This window comes from Bordetella genomosp. 4, from assembly GCF_002261185.1.
In the GTDB taxonomy this organism is placed as follows: Bacteria; Pseudomonadota; Gammaproteobacteria; order Burkholderiales; family Burkholderiaceae_B; genus Bordetella_A.
On the sequence record NZ_NEVQ01000022.1, the window covers coordinates 473,199 to 486,935 of the forward strand.

Annotated in this window: 13 protein-coding genes; 6 read left to right on the top strand and 7 right to left on the bottom strand. The window is 57.3% G+C overall.

The window, feature by feature from the left end:
- The first annotated feature begins 95 nt into the window (after positions 1-95).
- From CAL20_RS23440 to CAL20_RS23455, 4 genes are all read left to right on the top strand, one after another.
- Positions 96-659: a TRAP transporter small permease gene (locus CAL20_RS23440; RefSeq protein WP_094823474.1), complete on the top strand. Its 564-nt coding sequence runs from the start codon at positions 96-98 to the stop codon at positions 657-659.
- Entirely contained in the window at positions 656-1,936 is a 1,281-nt protein-coding gene (locus CAL20_RS23445) for a TRAP transporter large permease subunit (RefSeq protein ID WP_094823475.1), read from the top strand. Before CAL20_RS23440 ends, CAL20_RS23445 begins: the two co-directional genes overlap by 4 nt.
- Positions 1,937-1,956: 20 nt before the next feature.
- Complete coding sequence (locus tag CAL20_RS23450) at positions 1,957-2,676, top strand: FadR/GntR family transcriptional regulator (RefSeq protein ID WP_094823476.1); 720 nt, start codon at positions 1,957-1,959, stop codon at positions 2,674-2,676.
- Between the two features lie 145 nt (positions 2,677-2,821).
- Positions 2,822-4,474 carry an aminotransferase-like domain-containing protein gene (locus CAL20_RS23455; protein ID WP_256981720.1) on the top strand — a complete coding sequence of 551 codons (1,653 nt, stop codon included), beginning with the start codon at positions 2,822-2,824 and terminating at the stop codon, positions 4,472-4,474.
- Between the two features lie 135 nt (positions 4,475-4,609).
- On the opposite strand, the gene CAL20_RS23460 is transcribed toward CAL20_RS23455, so the two are convergent.
- Both CAL20_RS23460 and CAL20_RS25825 read right to left on the bottom strand, forming a co-directional pair.
- The gene (locus CAL20_RS23460) at positions 4,610-4,933 is read right to left on the bottom strand and encodes a BrnA antitoxin family protein (RefSeq protein WP_254924379.1); all 324 of its coding nucleotides are present in this window, start codon (positions 4,931-4,933) and stop codon (positions 4,610-4,612) included.
- Positions 4,930-5,085 carry a hypothetical protein gene (locus CAL20_RS25825; RefSeq protein ID WP_306431407.1) on the bottom strand — a complete coding sequence of 52 codons (156 nt, stop codon included), beginning with the start codon at positions 5,083-5,085 and terminating at the stop codon, positions 4,930-4,932. The genes CAL20_RS23460 and CAL20_RS25825 overlap by 4 nt, the downstream gene beginning before the upstream one ends.
- Positions 5,086-5,157: 72 nt before the next feature.
- On the opposite strand from CAL20_RS25825, the gene CAL20_RS25535 reads away from it, so the two are divergent.
- Positions 5,158-6,231: a hypothetical protein gene (locus CAL20_RS25535; RefSeq protein WP_141217717.1), complete on the top strand. Its 1,074-nt coding sequence runs from the start codon at positions 5,158-5,160 to the stop codon at positions 6,229-6,231.
- 67 nt (positions 6,232-6,298) lie between these two features.
- On the opposite strand, the gene CAL20_RS23475 is transcribed toward CAL20_RS25535, so the two are convergent.
- The 4 genes from CAL20_RS23475 to CAL20_RS23490 all read right to left on the bottom strand — a co-directional run bounded on the left by CAL20_RS23475 (position 6,299) and on the right by CAL20_RS23490 (position 11,423).
- Positions 6,299-8,383: an ABC transporter permease gene (locus CAL20_RS23475; RefSeq protein ID WP_094839179.1), complete on the bottom strand. Its 2,085-nt coding sequence runs from the start codon at positions 8,381-8,383 to the stop codon at positions 6,299-6,301.
- Complete coding sequence (locus CAL20_RS23480) at positions 8,380-9,408, bottom strand: quaternary amine ABC transporter ATP-binding protein (protein WP_094839180.1); 1,029 nt, start codon at positions 9,406-9,408, stop codon at positions 8,380-8,382. Before CAL20_RS23480 ends, CAL20_RS23475 begins: the two co-directional genes overlap by 4 nt.
- A 203-nt stretch (positions 9,409-9,611) precedes the next feature.
- A complete protein-coding gene (locus CAL20_RS23485) occupies positions 9,612-10,577 on the bottom strand; it encodes an ABC transporter substrate-binding protein (protein WP_256981723.1) in 966 nt (321 codons plus the stop codon).
- 492 nt (positions 10,578-11,069) lie between these two features.
- Positions 11,070-11,423 (bottom strand): winged helix-turn-helix transcriptional regulator, encoded by a 354-nt coding sequence (locus tag CAL20_RS23490; protein ID WP_094839181.1) that lies wholly within the window; start codon positions 11,421-11,423, stop codon positions 11,070-11,072.
- 87 nt (positions 11,424-11,510) lie between these two features.
- On the opposite strand from CAL20_RS23490, the gene CAL20_RS23495 reads away from it, so the two are divergent.
- A complete protein-coding gene (locus tag CAL20_RS23495) occupies positions 11,511-11,837 on the top strand; it encodes a nuclear transport factor 2 family protein (protein WP_094839182.1) in 327 nt (108 codons plus the stop codon).
- A 76-nt stretch (positions 11,838-11,913) separates the two neighbouring features.
- On the opposite strand, the gene CAL20_RS23500 is transcribed toward CAL20_RS23495, so the two are convergent.
- Entirely contained in the window at positions 11,914-13,734 is a 1,821-nt protein-coding gene (locus CAL20_RS23500) for a glycoside hydrolase family 15 protein (RefSeq protein WP_094839183.1), read from the bottom strand.
- Positions 13,735-13,737 lie beyond the last annotated feature (3 nt).

The window sequence follows — 13,737 nt, forward strand, 5'->3', positions numbered from 1 at the left end:
CTGGCAGGACTACCTCTCGATCTTCCACGTCCATGTGGCAAGGACCAGCGTCGTGCATTAGGCAACGTCGCTAGCTACGGCTAAGGAAAATATTCATGAAGAAATTGATAGACGGGTACTTTCGGCTATTGGGTTTGCTAATGGTCCTCTGCCTGGTCACCATGGTGATCCTTGTGTTTGGCAACGTCGTGCTGCGCTATGGTTTTAATTCTGGCATCACTAGCTCCGAGGAGGTCTCCCGCTGGCTGTTTGTATGGCTGGTTTTTCTCGGCTCTATTGTCGCTTTGCGCCACCGTCAACATCTGGGCGTTGAGGTTGTCGTGCGACGCCTGCCGGTTTTTGGCCAGAAGCTATGTCTGATCGTGAGTCAGCTATTGATGTTGGCAACCCTATGGTTGTTCTTATCCGGCAGCTGGGAGCAAACCCTCATCAATCTGAACGTCGAGGCTCCCGCCACAGGGTGGTCCATGTCCATCGTCTATATGGTGGGTATCGTCTTTAGCGTGTCAGCCGGCGCCATGGTGTTGTGGGATCTATACCGAGTGCTCTCGGGGCGTATCAAGGATGAGGAACTCATCATGGTGACCGAGTCCGAAGAAAAAGCGGAGCTTGACGCGCTCAAGCGCGAATTGGCAGCCGCTGAAGGGAAACAACCATGACTGTGCTGGTTTTTGTCGGATCCCTATTAGGCGCAATGGCCCTAGGGATGCCCATTGCATTCTCGCTGCTGGTTTCCTCTGTCGCCCTGATGTGGCACCTGGACATCTTCGATGCGCAGATCATCGCGCAGAACTTTATCGCTGGAGCAGACAACTTTCCTCTGCTCGCTATCCCATTCTTCATGCTCGCAGGCGAGATCATGAATGTGGGCGGCCTGTCCCGCCGGATTGTCGATTTTGCCTTGGCCGCCGTAGGGCATATCAAAGGCGGACTTGGTTATGTGACGATCGTCGCGGCTTGCATCTTGTCGGCACTTTCAGGTTCGGCGGTCGCCGATGCAGCTGCGCTGTCGGCCCTGCTGGTGCCCATGATGATCAAGGCAGGTCACTCCTCGCACCGCGCGGCGGGTTTGGTTGCGGCCTCAAGCGTCATCGGGCCTGTCATTCCCCCCAGCATCGGCTTTGTGATTTTTGGCGTCGCGGCCAATGTATCTATTACCAAACTGTTCCTGGCAGGGATCATGCCCGGCATCTACATAGGTGCCGCGCTGTGGATCACATGGTGGATTTGTGTACGCAAAGAAAACCTCGGCACACCGCCACGCAAGAGTAGCAAAGACCTGATTCGCGCCGCGTTGGACGCAAGCTGGGCCCTGATGTTGCCCGTGATCATCATTGTCGGCTTGCGTCTCGGGGTCTTTACCCCTACCGAGGCGGCGGTGGTGGCGGCCGTCTACGCGCTGTTCGTTTCCACGGTCATCTATCGCGAATTAAAACTTGCTCAGTTGTACGCGGTGTTCATGACCGCGTCGCGGACCACCGCAGTCGTCATGCTGCTCGTCGCGGCGGCATCGATTGCAGGATGGCTAGTGACGGTGGCGGACCTGCCTGGCGCGATTACCGATATGATGCAGCCTGTCATGGACAATCCCACGCTGCTGTTATTGGCGATCATGCTGCTGGTTATCGTCGTCGGTACCGCCATGGACATGACTCCGACCATCTTGATTCTCACGCCGGTTCTGATGCCTATCGTCCGGGAGGCCGGTATCGATCCCGTATACTTCGGCGTGCTATTTGTGATTAACATGTCCATCAGCTTAATCACACCGCCTGTCGGTACCGTACTCAGCGTCGTGGCAGGCGTGACAAGACAACGCGTCGACCAGGTAATGCGAGGCGTCTTGCCCTTTTTGATCGCCGAGTTGATCGTGCTGTTCTTGCTCGTGCTATTTCCCATATTGATCATGGGGCCAGCGCGCTGGTTTAGCGGTTGATACTACTGAGGAGACAAGGTATGGCCGAGCGTACGACACGATCCGCAAACAAGCAGTCCGGAGGTACGCTTGCCGATCGCGTAACGACGGCCCTGATGGACCAGGTGCGTGGCGGCGTCTACCCGGCGCAGACGCGGCTGCCCACCGAGCCGCAGTTGGCCGATCAGTTTGGCGTCAGCCGCACGGTGATCCGTGAGGCAATATCTCGCCTGAAATCCGAGGGCCTCGTGGAAACGCGACAAGGCAGCGGCACGATTGTGTTGGCACGCCAGATAAACACCTTTCGCATTGATGCGTTGGGTGGGCAGCTGGAAGTCAGAGCGGTACAAGAGGTGCGGTCCGGACTCGAGAGCGAGATGGCTGCCCTCGCCGCTGCCCGCCGTACCGAGGCTCAGAACGAAAAAATCCAGCGTGCGCTGCGCCGCATCGATGACGCTGTAGCCGATGGCGAGGACGGCGTAGCCGAGGACATGGCGTTTCATCGGGCCATCGCCGAGGCCGCCTGCAACCCGCTGATGACATCGCTTCTCGAATTCATTGGTCGAGCGTGGCACGATGTCATCAAGATCACCCGCAGTAACGAAGCCCGTCGAGAGGACTTCTTTCGCCAGGTCGAGTCGGAACACGCCGCCATCGCACAAGCCATCGCCCGGCGCGACGTCGAAGGTGCTCGCCAAGCCGCCCTGCGACATATGCACGCCTCGATCGAACGGATCATGGCAGCAGAGCAAGATCAATAACCAATTTTTTGGGACGTGATCGTGGCGCCATTATTGCGCTGCCCGCTATTGGCCCTACCGAATCTGGGAAGATTCTTTCTCTCTCGCTTTCTCTTTCGCTTTCTCTATCTTCTCGCCGTCGTAATGCGACTTAATGCCGAAGTACATGGCGACGACCAACACGATCAACTTAAACGAACCGAAGACTATAGGGACCCACTGCATCTTTTTCTCAAAACGCTGCTTCAGCAGCTTCAGTTACCACCTGGTGGCAAGTTGGCCGGACACCACAGCCCATACAAGTGTTCAATTCCAACGCCTTAAATCCATACAAATAACCAGATTTTTGTATTATATGGCTTTTTCGTACCCAACAAAATTGCCAAAAATCCATACATCGCCGGATGACTTGTCTCCCTCGCGTCGCCTTAAGAAAGTAAACCTATCTTGGGTGCGGCCACTGACGGCAGGCTTGGGCGCTCGGTACCAGCAAATCGCCGCGCAAATCATTACCGCGGTGGATGATGGCGTTCTCAAGCCAGGCGATCGCCTGCCCCCTCAACGCGAACTCGCCCAGGCATTGGGAGTTGATCTCACGACCGTGACTCGTGCCTACACGGAAGTCCGCCAGAAAGGGCTTTTGGAGGCTCACGGCGCCGGTGGGACCTATGTGGCCTATTCCGAATCGGGAGCAAACGGGACGATTGATCTGGGAATGAATATCCCTCCCTTGCTCAACAGTGCAGAGTTTGCGCACATGCTCGAGCGAGGCAGTGGCACACCCCACGCAACAGCCAGCCCGATGGATCTGATGAGCTATCACGTGGGCGCAGGGGCGAATCGGCATCGTGCCGCAGGGGCAAAATGGCTGCAGCCGATGACAGGCAACACGGACATTGAGCGGGTCGTGGTTTGCTCTGGCGCTCAAACCGCCATCGCGGCACTGCTGCTGGCCAAGAGCCAATCCGGGGATGCCATTGCTTGCGATGAGTTGACGTACCCGGGTTTCTTGGCCGCAGCCCGCTTGCTCCAACGCGTAGCCGTAGGGGTAAAGTCAGATGAACAGGGAACGGATCCTGCCGATCTCGAGCGCGTGTGCGAACAGCATCGTCCCGCGGCGTTGTACTTGAATCCGACGATTCAAAATCCAACTGCGCTGACACTTTCTGTCGAGCGACGAACAGCGCTTTTACGTGTTGCAGAGAAATATGCGTTGCCAGTCATTGAAGATGATCCGTACTGGCTGTTGAGCGAACGCCCCCCGAGCACGATGTTTTCATTGGCTGCCGACACATCTTCGGTCCCGGTTTATTACGTCTCGACGCTATCGAAATGTATAGCACCGGGCCTGAGAACGGCATACTTGGTTGTACCTTCAGATGAGCCGTTAAGTCCCGTTCTCGACGCCCTGCGTTCGCTGGCGCTGATGCCCACGCCTTGGATGGCGGAAATGGCATCGACCTGGATAGAGTCGGGAGTCGCCGTTCAATGGCTGGCACGGATCAAGAGTGAGATGCAGCATCGACAAACCATCGCAGCATCAATCCTGCCGGGAAAGATCCAAGCCGACCCGCATGGGTTGCACCTTTGGCTCGAGCTGCCGCGCCATATCGACCCATACCGGCTCACACAGACAGCGCTACAACAAGGTTTGGGTGTTACTGATTCGGAGGCGTTCGCCACGGGGTCTTTCAGCCCAGCAGCGCTGCGAGTGTCATTGGGTGGGGCTATTGATCGAACTCGCCTGACGCATGGCCTGACCCGATTGGCGGAATTGCTCCAAGGAGATCTTGGGAGGCGAGTTTCCAACGTTGTCTAATTCCCTATGCGATCTTTCACTGCGATCCGGTGATCAGAGACCATATCAATCGTCATATTGACGTCAAGCACGACAGCGAACTGCTCAAGAGCATTCCCAGCCTGGGACACAAAGATAAGGAAGTTCGTTGAACTCTCAACGAGCAGAAGCGACCTTGCCAGTCAAAGCCAGGGACGCACGCAGCATATCGTTGGTGCGGGTCTGCCACCCTTCCCCGCTGGCGCGAAGCGCCTCCAAAATGTCGGCATCGAGACGCAGCTTCACCGCCTCTTTCGTCACGGCTTGAGTACTGCCCGCCGGACGCCCACGCCGCTTAATTTTCTCCGGCGTGTGCACCTCCGCAAACTTCCCAGCCTTGGCTTCCGCCAAAGAATCGCGCAGACCAGGAAGTGCCTGCCCAGCGTCGGCTTCAATGGCCTTGGCCACCTTATCCATATCCAGTTTCTTCAGGGTCTTCATGCTTTCCTCCGCTTGATTTCCTTGGGCATCACGTTTTCACGCTCAGCCTTGGCATACACCATGACTAACAACACGACCTCGTCATCGACCAGATGAAAGTAAATTACTCTCGCTCCGCCAAGCTTGCCTATACCCTTACGCGCCCAGCGCACCTTTCGAGCTCCATCAGCGCCAGGAATGACGTCGCCCGCGTCGGGGTTTTCCGCAATCCAGGCAATGAAGGCATGACGCTCATCGTCGTTCCAAATTTCAGCAGCTTGATGGGATTTTCATCCAGTCAGAGCCTGTATAAGCCTGCTCCCTCTCCACGACGTTCTGCCGCCCCTGAGCCCGCACCGCGCGGCTACGTCGCCCTAACCTGCGGTGTCACGGATGATGGTGTTCTCACGTTCCACGACAAGGCCGGCAAGCTCGTCAGCGAATCTGTGGTTGAGGAGGCAAAGAAGCAAAACCGCGAAGCTATCTTGGATTTGATTCAGCGCAAGTGCGACCAGATCAATGGGGAGCTTGATGCTCTCGCTAACATCCATCTAGATACGCCTTCACCTCACATTTCACCTACCTTTTCGCCCGAGCCCTACCCACCCCCAGCGCCGTCCCAGCCCGCGCCACCAACCCCGCGCTGGTGGGAAAAACTCTTTTCTAAGCGATTGGCGAAGTTGGAGGCTGCCCATCAACAGGCTAGGGCTAACTATCAACGCCAACTCGACGCATGGCACAAAAACAAGGATCAACATGAGCAGAATCAGACACAACGACGCCATTTTCTCGAACATGAGATTCATCAGGACCCCGCCGCCATGGAACGTTGGTTGGAGGAGAATCTGCAGGACATCAGTTGGCCAAGGGAAACGTTGATATCACTGGAAATCGCAGAGCAAGGCCAACATATCCGTCTCGACGTGGATCTGCCCGAAATTGAAGATATGCCGTCAAAAACCGCAGCAGTTCCGGCTCGAGGCTTAAAACTCTCTGTGAAGGATTTACCAGCCGTGCAAGTACGCAAGCGCTATATGGCACATGTACACGGTGTGGGCTTCCGAATCATCGGCGAAACTTTCGCTGCTCTTCCCTGCGCACGCCGCGTCACACTATCGGGCTTTTCTCAGCGTCACGACACTGCCACCGGCGAAGTACGTGATGACTACTTATACTCGGTCAGTGTGGCGCGAGACGACTGGGAGCGTATCGATTTCGAGCAACTCGCCAGGATCGATGTTGTGGAGTCACTCGCTCAATTTGATATACGGCGACAAATGACGAAAACGGGCATTTTCAAACCCGTTGAGCCGTTTTAACTTAAGAGACAACAGGTGTCGTACTCAGTCGCCTCGAGAACCCGAGGCAACTGAGTACGACGACGGATCAAGCCACTACCAAGCCCAACTCAACTTTCTTGCGCTTAACCCAAGCTCCAATCAACCGATCGGCAGCAATCCCCATAAAAGCAATACACAGCCCCGCCACCAGCGCCTTGCCAATTTCATTACCGGAACGTGCAGCATTGATCTGCGCCCCCAGATCCTGAGTGCCGATCAGTGCGGTAATCGCCACCATGAACAAGGCCATGAAAATCACCTGATTCACACCCAGCATGATTTCAGGCAAGGCAATCGGCAACTCCACCTTCGTAAAGCGTTGCAGCGGCGTCGTACCTTGTTGTGTTGCGGCCTCCATAATGGACGCAGGTACGCTACGCAAACCCAATATCGTGTAACGCACCATCGGCACCACGGCAAACAACAGCACGGCAATGATGGCGGACAGATCGCTGACTTTGAACAGCATCACGACGGGGATCAGGTAGATAAACGACGGGAAGGTCTGGAAAAAATCACATACGCCCGCCGCAAAGCGGGACCAGTTGGCAGTACGCGATGCCAGCAGACCCAGCACAAAGCCTACGATGATGCACACAACAGCAGCCGTGCCGATCATATACAGCGTGGTCATGGCTTCGGTCCACAGCCCCGTACCGGCAGGAAACCAGATCAGCAGTCCGGCGACGAGCGCCACCGACCAACCGCCGAAGCGATAGCCGACCAACGCCACGAGTGCGACAAAGGTTACCCACGGGATCGCCTGAAAAAACGTGCGAATCGGGATCAACACCTCAAGCAGCATGAAATTGCGAAACGCCTGCACCGAGTCATACAGATTCAAGTTGATCCAGTCGATGCCTGCATTCCAGAAGGCAGCCGAGGTGATGGTGTGCTCACCGCTCAACTGCGCCAGGCCTGGCACCACGCGAGCCAGCAACACACTGGCCGCCAGGAATACCAGCCCCATCACCAAATGAGGATGACGCTGCCGCCAGCTGAGGTCCGGATCCACATAAACCGGCGCCTTCAAGGCGTAGGCCCGGCTCAGACGGTCCAGGACCACGGCGATCACGACGATTGCCAGACCTTGTTCCAATGCCTGTCCCAGACGCAAGGACTGTAGCGACGTCAGCAACTCGCTGCCCAGACCCGAGGCGCCGATCAATGCCGCCAGCACGATCATGGCGAGGGTTTGCATGACGCCTTGATTCAAGCCCGTCAGCAACAGCGAGCGCGCGGCCGGTATCTGCACTCGCCACAACAGCTGCCAACGCGTGCAGCCCATCATGCGCCCGGCCTCGAGCACACCGCTACTGACCGTTTCCAGACCGAGTGCCACACAGCGCGCGACCGGTGGCACCGCGAACAATGCCGTCGCAATCATGGCGGACACGTTACCGACGCCATACAGCACCACGATGGGCACCAGGTACGCAAAGGGCGGCATGCTCTGCAGGACATCGAATAACGGCGTCACCACGCTCTTGAAGCGCGGGCCCTTGCTCATGAATATCCCCAGCACCAGACCGATGAGGAACACCATGGGCACCGTGATAACCACGAGCGCAAACGTCTGCATGGACGGCTGCCAGACGCCGAACAGCGCCAGGTACGTGAACGCCACCGCAGCCAGCAGCGCAGTGCGCCATCCGCCGAGCCAGTGGCCCAGTATCGTGGCCAGGCCCGTCACCGTGATCCACGGCAAGGCAGGCACACTGCCGGCAAAGCCATTGAAGAACAGCGATTCGCTAAAGCTCAACGGATAAGACAGCCAGGATGAAAACCCGCGCGTCACATTGCGTGCGGTGAATTCAAACGCTGTGCCTTCGAAGAAACGCGCACCGTATACGACCCACTCAAAGAACGCGTCGATCCAGTCTTTTAGCGGCAACATCCAATCGGAAGGGTATTTCGCAACCCAGCTCACTCGCTCTGCTGCTACCTGACCCAGCAAGATGATCGCCAGAGCGGTGATCCAGTAAAACACGCCGCGATGCCGAGATGCCTGTGGCCGACGCTCTGACGGCGGCGCCATGACAGCACTGTACGTGGTTGCAGGCGATGTGGATCGAGGCGAATCGAGAGCCTGCGTCACGTCGTTTTTCGATAGCATGGCAGCCTGACTCATTGGAACAGCGCTCCTGCCACTTGTTCGCGGCTGACCTGTCCGACTAGCGTGCCCGACGCGTCGACGACGGGCAAGGCCCGCTCGGAAGCAATCACACGCTTGGCGATTTTCTCCAATACATCGGTCGTCCGAATCACATCCTGATCCGAAGCGATCGTGATATGGGTCGGGTCGGCCGGTGTCATGATCCGCTGCGTCGTGATGAGTTTGGCGCGCGGCGCATGCTGCACAAATTGTTTGACGTAATCGTTGGCCGGCGTCAGCAGCAGCTCTTCGGCCGTTCCGATCTGCGCTAGACGTCCGTCTTTCATGATCGCAATACGGTCACCCAGGCGCACGGCCTCGTCGAAGTCATGCGTGACGAACACGATGGATTTGTGCAGCTTGGATTGCAGCTTGATGAATTCGTCCTGCATCTCGCGGCGGATCAGCGGATCCAGCGCGGAGAATGGCTCATCCAAAAACCACACGTCGCACTCGCCGATCAGGCTGCGAGCAATGCCAACACGCTGTTGCTGCCCGCCGGACAGTTGCCGAGGGAAATAATGCTCGCGTCCCTCCAGGCCCACCGTGGCAATCAACTCCTGCGCCTTGGCCAAGCGCGTCGATTCGGGAACGTTCTGTATTTCCAGCGGAAACGCGACGTTCTCAAGCACAGTGCGGTGTGGCAGCAGACCGAAGTTCTGAAACACCATTCCCATCTTGCGTCGACGGATATCTGTCAAGCTGGCGCGCGAGGCTTGCAGCAAGTCGACACCATCAAACAGTACTTGCCCCGCATGCGGTTTGATCAGTCGCGTCAAACAGCGGATCAGCGTCGATTTACCCGAGCCGCTCAGGCCCATGATGATGAGGATCTCGCCTTTGTGGACATCAAAACTGACGTCACGGACGGCTGCGACCAACCCCGCCGCGGCGAGCTGCTCGTCGCTGGGTTGATATTGATGTTTTTCCAGAAAGCCTGTGGCACGCTTGCCAAACAAGTGCCATAGGTTTTGGCATGAAATTTTTACCGAGTCACTCATGACTATTCCTGTCGAATAGCGCGCAGCACTGCGCGGACACTTTCCGACAAGATCAGCGATATGGCGATATCAAGGCTGACTCAGCGCAAAAATCGATAGTGTCGGAAAGTACGAGACGGATCTGAGATGACGCACATCGTGGTGCGAATACCCATAGGACGGTGCGCGCGGCCACGTCGCTCGTGTCGCGCGCACTCGGAGGATTACTTAGCGCAATCCGGCATCCAGGCTGCGATCTCTTGTGGATGTTGCTCGATCCATGCGGTGGCGGCTGCATCGTGCGTCAGACCTTTGACATCTGCGAATGCCGCTGCCTGATCAATCATCGGCCCAGTAAAGTCGATGTTCTTGATCAACTGATAACCGCAGGACCATTTTTTCTCAAAGCCGGACCAGGCGCCCTTCTTCAGGTAGCCACCTTTGGGTGAGCCGCAATCGTAGGTCTTATCGGGGTTGACACCCCATTTCGGGTCCTCGACGCAAGCGGCTTCGTGCTCGGGAAACTCGACGAATTTGCCGGCGAATTCTGCGCCAACCCAGTTCGGTGCCCAGTTGAACAACACGATCGGCTCTTTGCGTGCATAGGCCGACTTGAGTTCGCCGAACAATGCTGCGGCGGAGCCTGCATTGACCACAGTGAAGTTCAGGTCCAAGGCCTCGATTTTCTCTTTGTCGTGCTTGATCCAGTCTACCGGGCCTGCCAGATAGCGGCCCTTGGGAGCCGTCTCGGGCACGGCAAACTTCTCGGCGCAGGCGTTCAATGCTTTCCAGTCCGGCAGACCGGGACAGATTTCTTCCATGTACTCTGGATACCACCAATCCTCGCGCGTTGTCGCGGTGTGACTGCCCAAATCGACCATGCGCCCAGCTTTGACTTCCTTCATGAAGCTGTTGTGCATGGTCCCTTCCCAGATCTCCATCTGTAAATCCAGATCGCCCAGGCCCATTGCTGCATATTGCCCTTGGCTATCGGCTGGCACCACTTTGGTTTGGTAGCCTAGCTTTTCAAGCAATTGTTGAGCGACACGAGCGAGCACTTTTTGGCTCGACCAGTTATTGTCCGCGATTTTTATCGGGTCGCTTGATTCCGGGGTGAATGCATGTGCAGGGGCACCGATCACAACGGCGAGCACCAACATGCCAGCGCTGAATTTCTTAGTGATGGACAACGGGATATTTCCTCCATGTGTGAAGGGACGACGAGTCACCCCTTCGAGGTTTTGATGCGTGCGTCGGCAATGCCCATGGCAATGCCAACGCATTCATCAGAATGACTACTACCTCTATCGCGCTGCGAGACCCTTTGGCCAGCAGAAAACAACTCTGCCCTTCGGCGCGCGCCAATAGAAGTGGCGTTGGCAAACGCGTTACCAACACAGTAGAACCACACGGTTCAGAATTACGGATGTACTTCCAGCGTTACCCAGGCACAGTCGCGCGACTAAAGCGATCTCGCAACTCTGCACCAAGTACGTAGATAATCTTGAACAACAAGGGCGCCGCGTACACGGCATTTGGCCGGCTTTTTGAGCCGTTTTATTGATGAACAACCCGTGCATGATACTCGCATCGAGCTTTCTTGTCTCGTTTTAATTGCTCGACGTCGCCGATGTACCTGGAAATAAGGGTTGGCGTCGCCAGCAAGCATTACGCCGTCATGCTCAGCATTGACATCTATCCTGACCGTCCCGCCCGTCACGTTGTTCGGCCCACCGCAATATCGCGTCCAACGCCGGACACAGAGCCTGGCCCCATTCCGTCAATCGATACTCAACCTTGGGAGGCACCTGCGGATACAGTTTTCGAGCAACGAGCCCGTCCCTTTCCAGTTGACGCAACTGCTGGGCCAGCATTTTTTGGGAGATGCTGGGGATCAATCGTTCGAAATCGGAATAGCGCTGAACCTTTCCGTCGAACAAGTGGAACAGGATAATCAGTTTCCAGCGACCATCCAGCAGTCGAATCATTTCCTCCACGCCGCTGGCCGCGGTCTCCGCCGTGTATTGCTTTCTCATTTCGCAGTAACTTACTTTTTAGTGCGTTCTTGATGATTCTATAGCTATTGCGCAGAATGGCTGTACTTCATTCAAGAGACACAAAACATGCCAGACTCCCTACCCACCGTCATCGATACTTATTTCGCCGCCAGCAACCGTTCGGATATCGCCGGCCTTGTTCATTGTTTCGTGCCGAACGCGACTGTTCATGACGAAGGCCGAACCCATCGCGGACATGAGGCCATTGCGGCCTGGCAAACCGAGGCACAAAAGAAGTTCGAGTACAGCATCGAACCTCTGGACACCCTGCACGAGGGGAACCACGTAACGGTTACCACCAACGTGGTGGGAAACTTTCCAGGCAGCCCCGTGCAGCTCGAACATATTTTTGTCCTGGCGGACGACAAGATCGAATCTCTGGTAATCCGCTGACGGAGATCGGCCCGGAGTTGCCAGGCAGGCATGACACCCAACGTTATCAACGCTCCTGCGTGCCTGCGGATCGCCCTCACTCTTGCGGCGCGTCGCGCGACGAACGCTGACGCGCCGGGCCGCCTGCGGCACTCAAGTTATAAGCAGTATTGACCAAACCGATATGCGAAAAACCCTGCGGAAAATTGCCCACCAGGCGCTTGCGCACCACGTCGTATTCTTCGGCCAGCAGTCCCAGATCGTTACGCAGCGACAGCAGATGGTCAAACAAGCGATGTGCGTCATCCAGCCGCCCCTGCATGATGTAGGCGTCGGCCAGCCAGAAGCTGCATACCAGGAACACGCCTTCGTCGCCTGGCAGGCCATCGTCGCTGTGCTCGGTCGAGTAGCGCAGCAGCAGACCGTCGCGTAGCAACTCGCGCTCGATCGCCTGCACAGTACCCGCCACGCGTGGATCGTCTGCCGGTAGAAAACCGACCTGCGGAATCAACAGCAAGCTGGCGTCCAGCGCCGTGCCGCCGTAGTACTGCACAAAGGTGTTGCGCCGCGCGTCGTAGCCATGCGTGCATATATCATCGCGGATCTCGGCGGCCAAGGCACGCCAGCGGTCCACCGGACCTTGCAGGCCGAAGCGTTCGCAAGACTTCACAGTGCGATCCAACGCCACCCAGCACATCAGTCGCGAATGGGTGAATGCCCGCGGTGGCCCGCGTACTTCCCATATCCCATGATCGGGCTGTCGCCATAGATCTTCGAGCGGCTTGAGCAGCACCTTCTGCATACGCCAAGCCTCGGCCAGCGGCGCCAGCTCGGCCACTCGCCCGGCGTGCAGTGTCTCGATCAGTTCGCCATACACATCCAACTGCATTTGCCCAGCCGCGCCATTGCCCAGGCGTACCGGCGTACTGCCCTCATAGCCAGGCAGCCAGGGGATATCGTGCTCGGGCAGCCAGCGTTCTCCAGCGAGCCCATACATGATCTGTAGTTGATTGGGGTGGCCGGCCGCCGCACGCAGCAACCATTGCCGCCAGGCCTCGGCTTCCTCCCGATAGCCGGCATTCAGCAGGGCATACAGAGTCAGGGCCGAATCGCGCAGCCAGCAATGGCGGTAGTCCCAGTTGCGGCTGCCGCCCAGTTGTTCGGGCAGCGAAGTCGTGGGCGCAGCCACGATGCCGCCGGTCGGCTGAAAAGTCAGCAGCTTCAGCGTGATCAGCGATCGCACCACCGCGTCACGCCGCGCACCTGGGCCGTTATCCCAATGGCATCGCTTGGCCCATTCGTGCCACCACGCGATGGTGCGATCCATGCTTTCCATGCGATCGGGCACAAAATGCGGGGTCTTGTGCGAGCGATGATACGACAGGGTAAATGGCACGGTCTCGCCTTCCCGCACGGTGAAGCAAGCCACGCTTTTCATGTCGCGGCCTTCCATTGGCACCGGCGTATGCAGCTCGACAGCATCGGGCCCGGCGATGGCACTCAAGCCGTAGTCGCGCCGCCGCACCCACGGAACCGCCTGCCCATAGTTGAAGCGCAGCGTCAATTCCATGTTCATGTCGACCTGGCCCGACTCGCCTCGCACAATGCGCACTACATCTACCCGTTCTTCTTCATCACTCAGGGGCATGAAATCGTACACATGCACGACGCCGGAGGACGTCTCATGGCGGGTTTCCAGCACGGCGGTGTCTGGCAAATAGCGACGCGTGGTGGTGTATCCCGATTGGCTAGGCGCCACCAGCCAGCGACCGTGGCTCTCGTCACCCAGCAAGGCGGCAAAGCATGCCGGCGAATCGAAATGCGGCAAGCAGAGCCAGTCGATGGAACCGTCACGCGCCACCAGCGCCGCGGACAGCATGTTGCCGATCAGGCCATAGTCTTCAATGGGCTTTGACATGAA

Bases quoted from the DNA above. Each gene is read 5' to 3' on its own strand.
- CAL20_RS23440 (WP_094823474.1), top strand. From the start codon at position 96: ATGAAGAAATTGATAGACGGGTACTTTCGGCTATTGGGTTTGCTAATG.
- CAL20_RS23445 (WP_094823475.1), top strand. From the start codon at position 656: ATGACTGTGCTGGTTTTTGTCGGATCCCTATTAGGCGCAATGGCCCTA.
- CAL20_RS23450 (WP_094823476.1), top strand. From the start codon at position 1,957: ATGGCCGAGCGTACGACACGATCCGCAAACAAGCAGTCCGGAGGTACG.
- CAL20_RS23455 (WP_256981720.1), top strand. From the start codon at position 2,822: ATGGCGACGACCAACACGATCAACTTAAACGAACCGAAGACTATAGGG.
- CAL20_RS23460 (WP_254924379.1), bottom strand. From the start codon at position 4,933: ATGAAGACCCTGAAGAAACTGGATATGGATAAGGTGGCCAAGGCCATT.
- CAL20_RS25535 (WP_141217717.1), top strand. From the start codon at position 5,158: ATGACGCTCATCGTCGTTCCAAATTTCAGCAGCTTGATGGGATTTTCA.
- CAL20_RS23475 (WP_094839179.1), bottom strand. From the start codon at position 8,383: ATGAGTCAGGCTGCCATGCTATCGAAAAACGACGTGACGCAGGCTCTC.
- CAL20_RS23480 (WP_094839180.1), bottom strand. From the start codon at position 9,408: ATGAGTGACTCGGTAAAAATTTCATGCCAAAACCTATGGCACTTGTTT.
- CAL20_RS23490 (WP_094839181.1), bottom strand. From the start codon at position 11,423: ATGAGAAAGCAATACACGGCGGAGACCGCGGCCAGCGGCGTGGAGGAA.
- CAL20_RS23495 (WP_094839182.1), top strand. From the start codon at position 11,511: ATGCCAGACTCCCTACCCACCGTCATCGATACTTATTTCGCCGCCAGC.
- CAL20_RS23500 (WP_094839183.1), bottom strand. From the start codon at position 13,734: ATGTCAAAGCCCATTGAAGACTATGGCCTGATCGGCAACATGCTGTCC.